Source organism: Candidatus Nitrospira salsa, assembly GCF_965152625.1.
Genome location: NZ_CBCUCO010000002.1, coordinates 735,623 through 751,598, shown reverse-complemented (window position 1 = coordinate 751,598; position 15,976 = coordinate 735,623). Strand labels below are relative to the sequence as shown.

Genomic DNA, 15,976 nt, shown 5'->3' with positions numbered 1-15,976 from the left:
TCTCTTGGTCTCAGTCTTTCAGCACGTTGCATTCATCACTCCGTCTTGTTTTCCGCCTCTTTCGCAAAAATACCAGGCAAAGCCTGTTTAAGATCCGGAATCAATGGAATGATCTTATCCTTGCGTTCAGCTTTCATCAGAAAATCGGCATAGTTAGATAAGACTGTCCTGGTAATGGGATGTTCCAGGCCAAGACTGGCTTTCATGATGCCATAGGCTCGCTGGTAGAGGGGCTCGGCCTCGGCGTACTTGCCTTGCGAATCATAGAGGCCCGCCAGGTTGTTGAGGCGAATGGCAACCGAGGGATGGTCGGCACCCAAGGCCGTTTCAGAAATGCGTAAGGCGCGCTGGTAGAGGGGCTCGGCCTCGGCGTACTTGCCTTGTGCCCGATAGAGGCTCGCCAGGTTGTTGAAGTCCGTAGCCAGCCCCGGATGGTTGGGACCAAGGGCGACTTCATCGATTTGAATGGCGCGCTGGTAGAGGGGCTCGGCCTTGGCGTATTGACCTTGTGCCCGATAGAGTTCCGCCAGGTTGTTGAGGCTTACAGCTAAGTCAGGATCACTGGCTTCGAGCGTTTTCTCTCGGAGGTCCAGTGCTTCTTTGTAAAAGGGCAAGGCATCCCTGAATTTTCCCGCTCTATGCCAGGCTTGTCCGAATTCGTTCAAGAGCGCGGGGTCTTTTGTGGGCTTGAGCCCGATACGTTTTTGATACCATGAAAGTGCGTTCTTGTAGTTCCCGGCATAGATCATATTTCTTCCGCGCGCCAGGTAAATTTTGGCAAGTTTTTCTTTATGTTCTTCTTCGAGTTTTTCGGCTTTCTCGAAGAATGCGTTGGCGTCTTCTAACCTACCTTCGGCTTGAGCTTTAATACCAAGTACATAGGGATCGTCATTCGTTGGGGTGAGTTGTTTGACCAGGAGTTGCGCCTCTTGAGGTATCTCAGGTTTCGCTGAATTCTCTGAGGCATCCGTCGGCATGGTAGGAATGAGACTCCGTTCCAGCGCCACCAATGTCAGCGCCTCCCGCGTGCTGGATTCCCATCGACGGACTTCTTCTCTTTTATACGCCAGAATAACTTCCTCGTGATGACCTCCAACCAACTGTGGTCGCATCTGTTCTTTGATACGCCCTTGTTTGTGCAATTTTCTTAGTTGATTAAAACTGTAGGTTTTGATTTCCCCAAAGCGAAGAATGCCGTCTCCATTGTCGTCGGCTTTTCGCCAATCTTGTCCCAATGCCTGTAAGATTGTGTGGGTGAACGCGCTAAGTTTTGATCCAGCTTCTAGTGTGACGGGATATGAATTTTGTGTTGTGGCGCTCGAAGTGAAAATGGTGGTTTTGGCTCCGACTTCTTTAAGCGTCAACGCGCCAGTGAATGCGCCTGTTCCACTAAAACAGGCGTCGATGATCAGATGCAGTTCTCCAAGATAGGTGGTGTTTCTTGCCGATTCAATTAAGTCTGCGACTTGAATTCCCAATCCATAGTCGAGGTCATTTTGTCCAGCGAGCTGGAGTGAGACGTCCTTGTCATTCGGGCTGGCCACGCCATGCCCACTGTAATAGATGATGACGGAAGCCCACTCTGGCAGATTGCGGATACGTTTGAGTGCGGCGTTGACTTCGTTCTTGTTGGCAGTTGCCCCGATTAACTGTTTTTCGACCAGCGGGAGGTAGCCTAAAGCCTCAAATTGTTTCGCCACCATATTCCCATCCGTCAGCGCAAATGGTAGTTCGGTTCCAGGCACGCCGGTTTGATCAACGGCGATGACCAGATAGTACTTGGCCTTTTCATTCCAGATCCGGAGCGGACCATCGGCCTGTTCAGGGATGGGAGTGGTTGAAGCGTTGGCTGGTGAGAAGGGAGCCCACAAGGCCAGAAGCCAAAGGGACCAACAAAATACGGACGCCCATCCGAAGATTCTTGTGACTCCTGGCGTGAGACCCATCCTTGGAACTCCTCTGATAAAATCACGTCAGCGTGAGTCAGTATAGCGGGCAGGGTTAAAAAGGCAAGCGGGTCTTGCAAGTCATAGACAGATCATGATGGGCTTTTGACAGAGTTCCGCATGCTGTTGATTTCACGCAAACTTTCTCTTTTTACATCGAGACTGTGTGAGTGATATTTGAAAAAAAGTTTACATAGACTCTATTTCCTGTACTATTTTGAAATAACTGGATTCTTCATGTTCTTTGCTCAGCGAGAGCTGGTACTCCTTGAAGATCGTTCTGAGGTGTGGTAGAAAATAGCCGTTTTGTGAATTTACCTTTTAAGATCGTTATGAAAGGTGGTGCGGCATCTCATCGGTTGTTCTTTATCTTGTAGCTTACTGAGCTTTTGAAGCCCCCCTCTAGCCCATTCGGACCCCCCGTGCGCTTATGAGCCTACAAGCCGTGTGAATTGTGAATAAGGTCATTTGGATCGAATCTCTATCGGTATGTTAAGCCATTTATTAAATAATTGATGATGTAATAGATGGCTTACTTTAGCCTCCTGAGACATCCTCGTTTCGAGTGAAAGGATCGCACGGATTACACATATGATTAAATCTCTTCTCATCGGTCTCGGAAGCTTTGTCGTTATTGGCGCATTGGTTTGGATGGGCAGTCAGACGACAATGTCTGAAGAGCATGTCACGGTTGCACAGGAACCGCTTGTGGCAGAAGATGATCGGGTGAATTTCCCAAATGGAGCTCCTTCTGCACATGCTAAAAATATGGTTGATACGTATTCAAGGGTAGCTGCAAATATACCTGACAGGGGCCCCTCTAGCGTTAAGGATTTGGCAGCCAAACGTGTGGATAGTGCAAGTCTTTCACGTGCATCTTCTACCTGTGAAGGTGCAGCAAGAGAATCCTGTGATGATGTCAACCTCTCTTCGCAGGCGACACTTGTCGGTCATACGGAAAATCTTGGATCTGGAAGTAAGCCTCAGAAACATATAGAGCCTTTGGCTCATGCCGATTTTGAAATGCCACATACGACAGATTCTCATACGGATAGGGCAGGGGGGGCAATTATTGGCAATCCCGAAGAAGATTTAGCCGAATCAAGCCGAGGTCTCGAGGAAGTCTGGGATCACGCGATCAATGCGGAGCCAATTGCAGCAGAAGGCGAACGGTTGATACCCAAAGGCGGGCAGGATAGTCCTCGTTACGATATTTTCGCCATGTCGGCAGAGTCAGAGTCTAAGCCTGGCACTTCCCACATGAACGTTGTTGATAAACAGACAGCTTCTGATCAAGAGGAGTCGACTACAAGGCCAAACTCCAAAGACGGAGGATATCGATGGGATGAGATCGGGATTCGTGGTGGATTTAATGCCGAATTTGTCGCGATTCCACCGACCGAAAAAGAAAATTTTGAGCAATTTGATATTTTCGGTTCAGTCAGATTTCCTAAGCAATATTATTATGATTCCGGTTGGGAAATTTATTTTCGAATGAATGGGTCGTTAGGTGCCTTACGCGGTGATGGCGAGCTTGGATTCATTGGAACAGTTTCTCCTGGAATTGTGTTTTGGTATCCAGCCTGGAACATTAGCATCAATGGTGGGCCTGGGCTGGCCTATGTGAGCCGAGAAAAGTATGGTCGGCAGGATCTCGGAGGTCCCATACAAATCGTAGGGCAGGGGGGGCTCACATATTATGTCACCGAGCACATTGGGATCGGCTGGCGGTTTCACCACATCTCGGATGCTGGTATCTGGGGGTCAGATAATCGTGGTGTCGATGTGAATCTCTTCGAATTGACGTATAAGTTCTAGCGAGGTATCTATTGAGCGAGAACGTTAATCTTCATATCGTTTCCCGTCTTCCCCTGACCACTTCGTAATCCCAATTTCTTGAGACTCCCACAACGCTTCTATCTCTTGAGCCGCGAGATCAGATTCTTTTTGTGCATCAGGTTGACTGCCTGCGTCCTTGGCTGTCGTGAGTATCGGAGCCGGCCCGTTCCCTCGCGGCGTATTTTTTTTTAAAGCATTCGTTGGCATCGGTGTTCTCCCTTCCATTACTCTTTGCAAGTGCCATTATCATCCATCATAGCTCAATCACTTTCAAATTGTCTCTGCAAGATTTCTGATTAAATTGTTCTGCGGACATAGAACTCACATTGATTCCTCATCGTAGAGGTATTCACAAGAATGCATCAGGTTGATTGCGGCACTTTAAGAAAATAACGGATAAAATCGATATGAATACTCCAGCTCATCTACTGGTAAATCTAGCCGTGCTTGGTCGTGATGAATCCCCGCGATACCAATTTCATATCCTTATAGGCGCCTTACTTCCTGATGCGCCGATGTTTCTCTTTTATTTTATTGAAAAGGTGATTCGTAAGATTCCGGAGCATGTGATCTGGAGTCATGATTACCATCTCGGGTCTTGGCAAAACTTTTTTGACAGCTTTAATTCCATTCCCTTTATCATTTTGGGGTTGGTCATCGCTTGGAAGTCCCATTCTAGAGCTGGTCAATTTCTTTGCATGAGCATGATGCTTCATGTGATTGGGGACTTTCCGCTTCATCATGATGATGGGCATCGACACTTTTTCCCCTTTTCCGATTGGCGGTTTGAAAGTCCCGTTTCCTACTGGGATCCTCTGCATTACGGTCACATTGTGACTGGAGGAGAAGTGTTCGTCGTCTTGATTTCTGCCATCATTGTGTTTCGTTGTTCAATGTCAGCCCTAACGAGGTGGTTTGTGGTAATCGTCGGCGTTTCCTACATTTCGTTTTTTGGGTATGCGTTGTGGGTATGGGTATAATGACGTGTGTTTTCTCTCTCTAATCAATGAGAGACCAAGGAGAGGGTGGGTTGCTAGACCTTGAAGAGCAAAAAAAACGCGCCTCCTCACATGTCATAAGTGAAGAAAGCGCGTAGAATCAGATCAAGGCAAAATGCTATGACATATTCGCCAGCGCCGGTTCTTTGAGCATATCCAATGTCTGGTTTGTGTCAGTGACGATGGTTTGAAGAGCTTGAGTAATCCATTGGTAACGCTCTTCGGCCCAGTGATTGAATGTTGTCTCGGATTCAAAAACGAGATCCCAGGCGGGTGCAGAGTCAAGAAGCAGAAGTTGGTGTGGCTGATTCTTTCCAGGAAAATAGACGACGAGGACGGCTGACTTTCCAATAAGACTAATATCGGTGAACATGTGAATCATCGCTTCTGTTGGCATGTCAGTTGTTCGAGAGGCTGCTTCCACAATAGGCCCATAGACTCGATTCAAAAATTGTTGCGTGGCTTCATAGGGGGACTTGGAATGGTGAAGTTGAGCATTAGGGGAATCTCCAAGAAGATTCGTGGTGACATAGTCGAGAGCTTCCCAACTTGGAAGGGCCCCTGAATTCACGAGCGAGTCGATGAGATATGACATCCAATGTTTTGTCTCTTTTGCGACGCAATTAGTCATGGGGCGATCCTCACATGTTGTCCCTTTGGAGGGAATGGGTTAGGGATTAAAGGAGTTAAAACGAGCGGGCGGGAATCAGAGAAAACGCTAACCTGATACGCAGCCAGTCACAACCCTGTAATACTATAGATAATTCATGATTCTGTCAATGAAATTTTGCCCAAAATAAGGAGTCTGCTTGGGGCCTTGACCATGTATTTTCTTCGGACATAGAATGGGCCATCAGTAGAATTTCTAAATAGAAAACACTCGTTGATAGTTCATGGTCACTCTCTGTATCGGCCTTCATTAAATCTGACTTAATTTATTGTTGTAGAAGGGCTAACTTATGAGGATTGATTACAATAAAGGAGGCTTATTAACACCGACATTGATTCAGCCTGCGCGGGCTGTGGATAAGCAGATGCCGGAACGTCCGAGTAAGGTCATGTTGGTGTTTCCGCCAGATTGGTTTCCCTCAGAGCCGTACCTGAGCCTCCCGACCCTCACAGCCTTTATCCGAGCAGCTGGTCATGACGTTGTTCAAAAAGACGTGAACCTTGAAATGTATGACTGGTATTTCAGCGAGGACTTTTTACGAAGAGTCTTGAAGCGTGTCCCACAACAATTAGATAGATTGAAAAAGCTTTCACGCGTTCGTGATCTCACTGAAGCCGAGGTGGATCTTCAGATCGCCTTGTGCGAATGCACCAGAAACCGTATTGGTGAGTTGGCGGAAAAAGCCGAAGACGCGAAGCGCATTGTTCGCAGTCCTGATCTCTATGACATTAATAAATTGGAGTGGGCTATCAATGTGTTTCGAGAAGTCACCGCCACGATTTCTTTAGTCTACGCTCCTGCCAGAATCTGTATGCCGCCGATGGAAACGGATTTGTCCTATAAAGTCTTTATGTCGTCTGAGATTCTTGAAGCCGTAGAAGATACGCAAGTCAATGTGTATCGGGATGTGTTTGAACATATTCTCAAGCCAGCTATTGAAGCCGAACGACCGGAAATAATTGGTATTTCGATTGTTTTACAACAACAGCTTTTTTCATCCATGACATTTTGTGCCTTAATCAAAGAGCATTTCCCGCATATTCATGTCACCATTGGCGGTAATACGGTCACGCGTCTGCGCGATGTGCTGCCCCAGTCGCCAAAGTTGTTCGCGCTATTCGATAGCGCAGTTGTGTATGAGGGAGAAACCGCTTTTCTTCGACTCATCGAGGCCATTGATGAGAAGAGTGCGCTGGCCGATGTTCCGAATTTGATTTACCGAGACGCGGATGGCATTCATGTCAGCACAGCCACCTATGCTGAAAATATGTCGGAACTGCCTCCACCAGACTTCGATGGATTACCGCTAGAAAAGTATTTTGTTCCTGATCGCGTCCTGCCTTACTTGGCAACGCGAGGCTGCTACTGGGGACGATGTGAATTTTGTGATCATGGAGAAGGTTACACGGCGGGTTATCGGACAAAGAAAATTCAAGAAATTATTCAGGAAATTTCACATCTCAAGGAAAAGTATCAAACCCGCCATTTCCATTTTACTGATGAGTCCTATCCGCCGGCCCTATTTCGAAAGCTTACCAATTCGCTCGTTGAACATAAGATGGATATTGCCTGGACCACGCATATTCGGTTTGAAAAAAGTTTGCTTGACGATGAGGTGTGGCAAACGGCACAGGAGTCGGGGTGTAAGTACCTTCATATGGGCTACGAATCGGGAAGCGAGAGGGTGCTTCAACTCATGGATAAAGCGACCACTCGCGATGTGATCCAGCGAAGCTTAGAGCTTTCTTCTCGTCATGGGGTTTGGAACCATATTATGGGATTTTTTGGATTTCCTGGGGAGCGCTACGAGGATGCCAAGGTCTCCACGCAATTACTCGAGGATAACAAGGAGCATGTTCATTCAATCGGGTTCGGGACGTTTGATTTGAGCAAGCATACACCAGTTGCCAAAAATCCTGAAAAATTTGGCGTGACGTTTTATAGGAACCCTGAATGGGATTTGGCGCTCGATTATTACTTTACGGTGAAGGATGGGCTGGGTGTTGAAGATGCTGAACGGGTGTTTGAAGAATTTGAACGTGATCATTATGAAGGATGGGATCTCAAGATCTTCATTCGTGAATATGTGTTTCTCTATGTCGCCCATTTTGGAACGAACAAGATCCCTGCGTTACAGTTCAAAATAGCACCGGAGGACACGACGCTGGCTTCGGTCTCAGGGTGATAGCGAATATGAATAAATACCAGAAGAATAGTCATGACAAGTTTGGCGTTGCGTTCCGCTTCAATTATTGCCTTTCATTAGTATCGGCTATAACACTGTAGGACCACAATATGTCATCGAGTTTAATCCAAGTCGACACATCGTCTGTTTCTCAAAAATCCAGGAAGACGATGAAGACTATGTTGCTCTTTCCACCGGAATGGGTGCCGACTGCACCTTATTTGGCCTTGCCGAGTCTCACGGCTGTGCTACGTGAACATGGGCATCAGGTGATCCAAAAAGATGTCAATATTGAAATGTACGATTGGTTTTTTACCGATACATTTCTTATTTGGGTAAAAATGCGGATGGATCAGCAACAAAAGTTGCTTGAGAACATGGCACAGTCTGGCACGTCATTATCTGAGCAAGAGACTGGACAACTGAATGCTCTCAGAGCGAAAGCTGAAGTTGATGTGATGGAGTTGGCAAACCGAGCGGAATGGGCGAAGTCCGTGACGCGTGGAGAAGAGTTTTATGATGCCGAGAAGCTTGAGTCTGCTCTGAATGTCTTTCGAGAAGTCATGCATTACATCTCGGCAGCCTACTATCCAGCCTCGCTTGTGTTTTATCCAATGGAAAGCAATTTAGGCTATCGGCCTGGTGTGTCCAAAGAGGTATTTGCCTGTTTGGACGATGAGCAGGTAAATGTTTACAGAGATGTGTGTCAACAATTAGTTCTTCCCGCTATAAGCAAAGAAGCCCCTGATGTGGTCGGGGTATCGATTGGCACGCAAATGCAGCTTATGGCGGGCCTGACGTTTTGTAAAATGATCAAGGCGGCGTTCCCGCATATTCATGTCACGGTTGGCGGGAATGTCATTACGCGGCTACAAGAAGAAATTTCCCAAAAAGAGGACTTTTTCACCGACATTTTTGATTCCGCAATCATGTATGAAGGCGAACATGCCTTACTCTGGTTGCTGGAAGCCTTAGCTGGAGAACGAGACTGGAGTGCGGTTCCGAATCTTATGTATCGAGGTCAGAAGGGTGTCCAGGTGAGCGAGGAGGTCTATACCGAAAAGACGACGGCACTCCCGTTACCGGATTTTGACGGGTTGCCATTAGATTCCTATTTTGTGCCAGTTCGCATTCTGCCGTATCTTGCCACGCGCGGGTGTTATTGGGGAAAGTGCACGTTTTGTGATCATGGTCAGGGATATTTTGACCAGTATCGCGGGAAACCGGCTCATGACGTCATTCGTGAAGTTGCGGCATTAAAAGAGAAATACCATGCGGAGCACTTTTTGTTTGCTGATGAATCATATCCTCCTGCACTGTTCAAGAAAGTTGTGCAGATGCTCGTGGAGCAAGATGTCGGGATCAAATGGACGACGTTGATTCGATTTGAAGAATCATTACAAGATCCGGAAATTTGGAAGCAGGCGGTCAAGGCCGGTTGTTGTACGCTCTACTATGGTATGGAATCGGCTAATGAGCGGGTCCTTGAGCTCATGGATAAGCACGCGAAAAAAAGTGTGATTGAAAATAACTTACGAGAAGCTGCCAAAGCCGGTATCTGGAATCATGTGATGGCTTTTTACGGGTTTCCAGGCGAGACCCGGGAAGAAGCCGAAGATACGCGGCAATTTCTTCTGGATAATAAACGGTACATTCATTCAACGGAACTCTTCTACTTTGTCGCCTATCGCCATACACCCATGGTGCGCCAGCCTGAAAAATTTGGCATTACGATTCACAAACAAGAAGAATACGATATTCCGTTAGATTATTATTACACGCTCAATGATCCAACAGGGGTGAGCTGCATCGATGCGATGCAGCTGTGTGAAGAGTTCTACCAAAACGACTTTGAACCCTGGGCTGTTCGAGTCAACGCGAGAGAACATGTCTTTCTGTATATTTCAAAATACGGTTCCAACTATCTTCCTCAAATCTATGCGACGAAAGCCGGCCGTGAGATTCAGCGAACTGATGGAGTGCAGGGTCTAATTACGTGGCCGATGGCCAAAGCGGATTCCTCTGAAAAAGATGGCGATGCTGGGATGAGCCGGGTGGTGAGTCATGCGACGCCCTAATGTCGACGATGCCTCTATGGTGCGGATTTTTCCTCGTTGTGTAGCCAATCTTTGAGAACTTGATACGCCGAGTGAATTTCTTTGGTTTTGTCTTCTCCTTTTTTGTACATTTCCATGTATTTTTTCGGGTTATTGGTCAAGCTTGCATAACGATTGGGATGCCACGTGTGTAGCAGTTTCCGGTATCGTTCGTTCAGCCGATCTTGGTTTATGGTTTGTGGAAGTTCAAAAAGCTCTAAGGCTTGTCGAATGCTAATCGTATTCATTGCTGATTCTCCAAAGAAATGCTCTCAAAGTAATTCTTCATCTGTCAATAAATGGACGAAATCTTCTTTCCGTAGAAACACGAAACAGTCTCGTGGCATCTATGGAAACTCTATAAACATTCATAAGAAACTCAACTCTCAAAACTTTGCTGGTTTGAGTAGAATTCTGTATGATAGTCCAATCAATAAAGCCCAATCCAGGTTATTAATGCACGTATAGAGGAATTGTCACTCGATTCTTCTTTGTCCAAGATGGACTCAACTACCCGCTACCTGCCTTTTTATCAAGCTGATGTTTTTACGGATGTGGCCTTCGGCGGCAATCCTGTCGCGGTGTTCCCTCAAGCCATAGACCTATCAAATAGAGAGTTTCAGCAGATCGCGCGAGAGATGAATCTTTCTGAAACAGTGTTTGTATTACCACCGAGTCAGTCTGACGCGAATTTTAAACTTCGCATTTTTACTCCGACGCATGAAATTCCATTTGCTGGCCATCCTGTGTTGGGAACGTGTTTTGTCCTGGGTGTGCGACGGGAACTTGCTATTGAAGAACCCATCACACGCATACACTACGAGTGCAATATCGGAGTTTTCCCTGCCGAACTCTATGTCCTCAAGGGTACCATTGATCGGGTCGTGATGTCGCAGCCTGCGCCTCAATTTATTGAAGTGGTTGAAAAGGTAGAAGATCAGTTTGATATCGCTCAGTCACTTGGTCTCAAGAATGCTTCAGTCAACCATAGCCAGTTTCCCATTGAAGTCGTCTCGACAGGCTTGCCGGTTCTTATTGTCCCGATTCGGTCGTTAACCGCGGTCAAATCGATTGTTCCTGATCATAATGCGATTATTGATATTTGTGAGCGTTTTGGAGCAAACGGCATTATGGCGTACAGTACGATGACCGTTGATGACGCCTCGACAGTCCATACGCGTATGTTTGCGTCACCAATTGGAATTGAGGAAGATCCGGCAACGGGAAGTGCGAGCGGCGCGCTAGGAGCCTATCTGGTGAAAAATGGTGTGGTCGAGGTGGGCCCCACGACAGAAATTATCGCAGAGCAAGGGTATGAAATCGATCGACCTTCACGTATCATCATTCAGGTTTTTTCTGATGATGATATGATTCAAGCCGTCAAAGTCGGCGGACAAGTGGTGATGGTGGCTGAAGGGAAGATGATGTATTGAATGTTGTCAAAGTAAATCATGCAATAAATCCTAATTGACTACTTTCGCATTTCGCCAACAATGTGCCCCATTTCTGAGAGGAGCAGTTCTTCCATGGCAAGTTGTACAACCCCTTTTGAGCGGGGACTGCAAAAATCACCTTCTCGCGATACAGGCCGGCTGTCGCCCGGCTTATAGTCGTTTCAGTTATACCGAAACGATACAGTCCAACTTGTACGTTGAGCTGGAGCGTATTTGTATTCGCTATAATCCAAGCGGGTATAACCTTCCGCATGTCTGAGGTGAGTAATCGCGCAAGGTTAGTTGATTGGCCTCAGCTGGAACTTATTTGGATTCGCTATAACTTGGCTGGCGAGCTTATTTCTTTGTAGCTCCATCATTGAAAAATCTCTTCAAAGTCATCACGGCGTTTTTCAATGACGCGGCGAAATGTTTCGAGTGCAGATGACTCGTGTCGACAGGTTCGCTTCTACACTTCAACCAAAAACTTTTTTGATAGTGAATTTGAGATTGATGTGAAGGAGGAAACGAATAGGGGGGAGGTTACGCCCATAAATTTGGTAGAAAAATCTTCAGCTCTGGCCAATCTGGATGGATAAGGTTTGAAGATCCCTGACCTTGCATGACGAGTTCGAACGTGTCATTGGCTAGACGGTAACATTCCACTCTTTGCATTTCAGGGTCTACAATCCAATAATTACGAACGCCCAGTGTGGCGTACCGCTGTGCTTTACTCGTTCGATCATACTCCTTTGTCGAAGATGAAAGTATTTCAACGAGTAAGAACGGTGCTCCTTCAATACCTCGCTCGGAAACTTGCTCGGGATTGGTCACGAGCACGATATCGGGTTGTACCACATCTTGCTCTGAAAGAATCACATCGATAGGCGCGTCGAAAACCTCCCCACGGCCAGTATCACTTCGAGCATCCACTGAAGGCGTTATGATACTCGTTGGTGGAGTGGACTGGGGGCAGGTGTCACGTGAAGATCACCGTCTAAGAGTTCATATTTCTTCCCATCTGAAGGGATATGAACATAATCCGAATATTCAAGTTTCGTTTTTAACCCTATAGTGCTCATACTGTCTTACCTTTTTTATTATTATACTTTTCTGGACCTGGAAGCAAAAGGATCAGCAAGGCGAGAATACCTGCTAAAGCGGTAATCTGATGGCTGAGGGGAGCAACGGGATAGAGAAGGATGGCTGAGAGGCCGTTAGAGAAGATTTCTGACATGCAAAGACATGACAAGCCTGAAGAAAGTGAATTTACTTCCGCATTTCGCCGACAATGTGCCCCATTTCTGGTAGGATCAGTTCTTCCATGGCAAGCTGTACAGCCCCTTTTGAGCCGGGGACTGAAAAAATCACCTTCCCGTGATACAGTCCAGCCGTCGCTCGGCTCAGTATGGCCGGTGAGCCAATTTCTTTGTAACTCAAGTAGCGAAAAATCTCACCGAATCCGTCAAGTCGTTTTTCAAGTAACTCATCAATAGCTTCAAAGGTGGCATCTCGTCGTGAGATGCCAGTTCCGCCGTTGATGATGACGGTTTCTATCGAATCATTCGAGGCTGCCTCGCTTAATAAGCGTCTGATTTCTTCCGGTTCGTCTTTGATGATCGTATATGAACTCACACGATGGCGGCGTTGGTTGAGTAGTTGCTGAATAAGTTGACCACTCGTATCCGTTTCTGGAGTACGAGTGTCGCTACAGGTAATGACCATGCATCCAATCTCGTGAGGCCCCTGGTCTTTATGTTCAATGTGAGACGGGTTTTCCGAATGACCGGGTGTCGATGAACTGTGGGTGTGGGAATGATCAGCCATGGCTATCCTAAACGATCACCCCCAGACGGCATCCGGCTTTAAGTCAGCTACAGGCTTTCCACCTTTAATATGCTCATCGAGGATTTTTGCGACATCAGTTTCTTTAACTTGTGAATACCAGGTTCCATCTGGGTAGACGACGACAGTTGGACCTTGTTCACAAGGTCCAAGGCATGTTGATCCTGTCACCAACACCTCACCAGGTTGCACCCCGCGTTCGATCAATCCCATATTTAAGGCCATGAGGAGATTCTGAGATCCAGCGGCACCACATGACGGTTTAGGATGGCCTGGGGGACGGGAGTTTGTACAGACTAAGATATGATATTTAGGTTTCGGCATAAGGGATTCTCCTTTATTTGGAACAATGACTTAGGATTACGTGAATGGGTACATTCCTCTGAAGTGCTGGGCGATCGAAAACTATATCGCCCTAGGCTGGCTGTTAGCGAGGGCGAAAGATTTGCCACATTTCTAGGCATTCATCCGGGAGCTTCCAATGCCGGACTCCCGTAAGGATCCAATCTAAATAATGTTCTTTAGCCTTAAATTTCCCTATGGCCTGTGCAGAATGAGTGATGACTAGTTCTTTCTGCTCATCTTCTTTAACGACATTCACTTCTAAATGCCGAAATGCGCCTTCAGGAAGGTCACCTTCAAATTTATCGAGTTCTGTAAGGTCTTCTTCTGTAATATCAAAGACGGCTCCCCATACGCGTTCACCTTGAGAAGGCATGATGGTGGCTAATCCGCAGCGCCATTGAGAAGACCATCGAGAAAATTGAATCGTGTGGTCCGGCAGATAGGCATGATAAAGCCATTTGTGCTCCGGAGCTCGACGTTTGAGCTGAACAGGATTCAGATTGTCTGCATATACAAAAAATTTCATGATGTGTCAGTCGCAAGTCTAGTGAATATTACTGTGCGTCTACTATTACCACAGTGCCTTCTAGAATTGTCAAGAATATATAGATTTCTCGGAATTTTTTCAGGAGATTGGGAGGTTAGTCCACTGAATAGGTACTGCCAGGAGGAAAATCTGCCGACGATGAAAAAGTACGGATTTGTGAAACCCTAAACCTGTATAGGAGAAAAAAACTTAGGATTTGAGCTTGAGAATTAAGCTTTCATGTTCCTGATCAAGCTGCCATTCAAAGTTATTCAGAAAGTTTAGCCCTAAGAGACCGCTAATATCTCTCTGCGATAAGTTTGAGAAATCCAGAATGGCCACTTGCAAGTTATTGAGTTCTGCCTCTCCTGATCGAATCGTTTGGACGTGAGTGAGCCAGGCGGTAGTGGTTCCATTGGCTGTTTCGGCCGAAATCGGAGCGTAGCGTGGATCAGCGGTCAGTCCCATGTCAAAAGCTAAGTTCTCGGATAGACTGGTCACGGTAGCGCCAGTGTCGACGATCAGGTTGGCAGAGTATAGCCCATTGAGTTCAACGGAAATGATCCATCCTCCTCCATTTTTTTTGAGTGGAATAACGACATCTCCTTCAAAATCATTCGTCAATGTCGTTGGTTGTTTTTTGGAATTGGACAGCGCAGCCACAACGGTATCGACATCAAGATTCTGTAACGTCTCAGGTCCCCATCCCCATTGTTTCAAGACATAGTGCTGGCCTAATACAAGAATGGCGAAAACGATAGCCCAGCGAATTAAGGGAGTATTCATCGGTTACATATTCAGTAGGATCATTTGAATTCTGTCGAGGTCAGGACTGATTCATGAAAGTGACGGTAAATATACCGTTCTCCTCGGCTGATCAATTCCAGTGCTTGATTTCTTCGATAGGGAACTCTCTTGCCTACTCTACGCGAGTGATGTAAGCACTTAGTTCCGTAAACGATAAAATGTCTCGAAGGTCTTATTCTGGAAATTCGTAAAAATTGCCTAGAATAAAGGAAATTCTTGCCTGGTATATTCGTGTCTTTCTTGTTATTCGCAAGTCCTGTTGAATCTTCTTCAATATTCCCAGTTTCTCATCCTTGGCATAAAGCTTGAACCAGATTTTATCGAACGGCATCAGTCTGTGAAGATGGGGTTTTTTCATGAAGAAAAACGAGAGCGTCAGAAAAGTAAGACGCGTGCCTGGAGTGAATGATCGCGGCTCAGTTTTAGTCGAGTTTTCTCTTATTGCTGTCAGCCTATCCTTGTTGATTGCTCTGGTTGTTGATGTGGCACGAATGGTCTTTGTCTCTCAACTGTTGCAAGAGACAGTCAGAGTCGCCGCTCGAGAGCTTGCCCTGTTTCCATTGTCTCCAGTCATGACGTTTGAACAAGCGCTACAACACCCGCAAGTGAAGAGTCGAATATATGACCCAGCCGCGTTAGTCATTGAGGTCGATCATTTTACAGACTCGTATCGACTGGAAAAGTTTTTAGATGGATTGCCAATTGTTAATCGTATGCTTCGTCCCTTAATGAAGGTTGAACACATCATGCTCGACGGAAGTACACGAAAGGTTCTTCGTTTTCCAGGAATTGTCGTGCAAGATCGTAAACGGCAAACTGATTTGAATTCCTGGTCTGTGAGTGTGCCATACCAAGGAATGTCAGGGGTACTAAATGGTAAACACATCAATTGGAAGCCGGTCTTGGAGGAGGTCAGAGGAAATCCCGAAGATCCGAACTCTGGATCATTTAGCTTGGGGCCATCTCAACAGGGAGCACTTGCAGGGCTCGTAGCTTTACGAATCAATTATCCGTTTCAGCCACTGTTGATGAATTGGCTCCCCCAATCTGTCCTGCCAGACTCTGTGAACATTTCGTCCGAAGGGAACTCCTCTTTTTCATCTGATCGTCCTGAGCCCAGTGAACGACAAATGGGAGGACCGTCTTTGACCAATACACCAAATCGTGACAGTTTCCGCTCAAGTGTCCATGGCACATTGAAGGAGTATCCGCATGTTCTCTCTGCTCAAGCCGTTTTTCGGCGAGAAGTGTTTCAGTAATTATCTATTTATGTGAAGAGTGTTCAG

16 protein-coding genes are annotated in these 15,976 nt (G+C 46.4%); 6 read left to right on the top strand and 10 right to left on the bottom strand.

What is annotated here, in order from left to right; all coding sequences use genetic code 11:
* Positions 1-35: 35 nt before the first annotated feature.
* Positions 36-1,946, bottom strand: coding sequence for a tetratricopeptide repeat protein (locus ACWQXP_RS05215; RefSeq protein ID WP_454061781.1), 1,911 nt, complete (start codon positions 1,944-1,946; stop codon positions 36-38).
* 591 nt (positions 1,947-2,537) lie between these two features.
* On the opposite strand from ACWQXP_RS05215, the gene ACWQXP_RS05210 reads away from it, so the two are divergent.
* Positions 2,538-3,764: an acyloxyacyl hydrolase gene (locus ACWQXP_RS05210; RefSeq protein ID WP_454061780.1), complete on the top strand. Its 1,227-nt coding sequence runs from the start codon at positions 2,538-2,540 to the stop codon at positions 3,762-3,764.
* 24 nt (positions 3,765-3,788) lie between these two features.
* Here ACWQXP_RS05210 and ACWQXP_RS05205 read toward each other — a convergent pair whose 3' ends face one another.
* Positions 3,789-3,992 carry a hypothetical protein gene (locus ACWQXP_RS05205; RefSeq protein WP_454061779.1) on the bottom strand — a complete coding sequence of 68 codons (204 nt, stop codon included), beginning with the start codon at positions 3,990-3,992 and terminating at the stop codon, positions 3,789-3,791.
* A 200-nt stretch (positions 3,993-4,192) separates the two neighbouring features.
* On the opposite strand from ACWQXP_RS05205, the gene ACWQXP_RS05200 reads away from it, so the two are divergent.
* Positions 4,193-4,765 carry a hypothetical protein gene (locus ACWQXP_RS05200; protein ID WP_454061778.1) on the top strand — a complete coding sequence of 191 codons (573 nt, stop codon included), beginning with the start codon at positions 4,193-4,195 and terminating at the stop codon, positions 4,763-4,765.
* Between the two features lie 136 nt (positions 4,766-4,901).
* Here ACWQXP_RS05200 and ACWQXP_RS05195 read toward each other — a convergent pair whose 3' ends face one another.
* Positions 4,902-5,414 (bottom strand): hypothetical protein, encoded by a 513-nt coding sequence (locus ACWQXP_RS05195; protein ID WP_454061777.1) that lies wholly within the window; start codon positions 5,412-5,414, stop codon positions 4,902-4,904.
* 328 nt (positions 5,415-5,742) lie between these two features.
* On the opposite strand from ACWQXP_RS05195, the gene ACWQXP_RS05190 reads away from it, so the two are divergent.
* Together ACWQXP_RS05190 and ACWQXP_RS05185 are read left to right on the top strand one after the other, a co-directional pair.
* A complete protein-coding gene (locus tag ACWQXP_RS05190) occupies positions 5,743-7,638 on the top strand; it encodes a B12-binding domain-containing radical SAM protein (protein WP_454061776.1) in 1,896 nt (631 codons plus the stop codon).
* 170 nt (positions 7,639-7,808) lie between these two features.
* Positions 7,809-9,716, top strand: coding sequence for a B12-binding domain-containing radical SAM protein (locus tag ACWQXP_RS05185; protein WP_454061775.1), 1,908 nt, complete (start codon positions 7,809-7,811; stop codon positions 9,714-9,716).
* A 14-nt stretch (positions 9,717-9,730) separates the two neighbouring features.
* Here the strand turns inward: ACWQXP_RS05185 and ACWQXP_RS05180 are convergent, their stop codons facing one another.
* Positions 9,731-9,982, bottom strand: coding sequence for a J domain-containing protein (locus ACWQXP_RS05180; protein ID WP_454061774.1), 252 nt, complete (start codon positions 9,980-9,982; stop codon positions 9,731-9,733).
* Between the two features lie 252 nt (positions 9,983-10,234).
* Between ACWQXP_RS05180 and ACWQXP_RS05175 the strand changes: the two genes are divergently transcribed.
* Complete coding sequence (locus ACWQXP_RS05175) at positions 10,235-11,167, top strand: PhzF family phenazine biosynthesis protein (protein WP_454061773.1); 933 nt, start codon at positions 10,235-10,237, stop codon at positions 11,165-11,167.
* Positions 11,168-11,710: 543 nt separating this feature from the next.
* On the opposite strand, the gene ACWQXP_RS05170 is transcribed toward ACWQXP_RS05175, so the two are convergent.
* The 6 genes from ACWQXP_RS05170 to ACWQXP_RS05145 form a co-directional block, all read right to left on the bottom strand.
* Positions 11,711-12,100, bottom strand: coding sequence for a Uma2 family endonuclease (locus ACWQXP_RS05170; protein ID WP_454061772.1), 390 nt, complete (start codon positions 12,098-12,100; stop codon positions 11,711-11,713).
* Positions 12,101-12,108: 8 nt separating this feature from the next.
* Positions 12,109-12,249 carry a hypothetical protein gene (locus tag ACWQXP_RS05165; protein ID WP_454061771.1) on the bottom strand — a complete coding sequence of 47 codons (141 nt, stop codon included), beginning with the start codon at positions 12,247-12,249 and terminating at the stop codon, positions 12,109-12,111.
* A gap of 187 nt (positions 12,250-12,436) precedes the next feature.
* Entirely contained in the window at positions 12,437-12,994 is a 558-nt protein-coding gene (locus ACWQXP_RS05160; RefSeq protein WP_454061770.1) for a MogA/MoaB family molybdenum cofactor biosynthesis protein, read from the bottom strand.
* Between the two features lie 15 nt (positions 12,995-13,009).
* On the bottom strand, positions 13,010-13,336 hold the full coding sequence (locus ACWQXP_RS05155) for a (2Fe-2S) ferredoxin domain-containing protein (protein ID WP_454061769.1): 327 nt from the start codon (positions 13,334-13,336) through the stop codon (positions 13,010-13,012).
* A gap of 103 nt (positions 13,337-13,439) precedes the next feature.
* Positions 13,440-13,883: a gamma-glutamylcyclotransferase family protein gene (locus tag ACWQXP_RS05150; RefSeq protein ID WP_454061768.1), complete on the bottom strand. Its 444-nt coding sequence runs from the start codon at positions 13,881-13,883 to the stop codon at positions 13,440-13,442.
* Positions 13,884-14,093: 210 nt separating this feature from the next.
* Positions 14,094-14,669 carry a retropepsin-like aspartic protease family protein gene (locus tag ACWQXP_RS05145; protein ID WP_454061767.1) on the bottom strand — a complete coding sequence of 192 codons (576 nt, stop codon included), beginning with the start codon at positions 14,667-14,669 and terminating at the stop codon, positions 14,094-14,096.
* 377 nt (positions 14,670-15,046) lie between these two features.
* Between ACWQXP_RS05145 and ACWQXP_RS05140 the strand changes: the two genes are divergently transcribed.
* A complete protein-coding gene (locus tag ACWQXP_RS05140; protein WP_454061766.1) occupies positions 15,047-15,949 on the top strand; it encodes a TadE/TadG family type IV pilus assembly protein in 903 nt (300 codons plus the stop codon).
* The last annotated feature ends 27 nt before the right edge of the window (positions 15,950-15,976 follow it).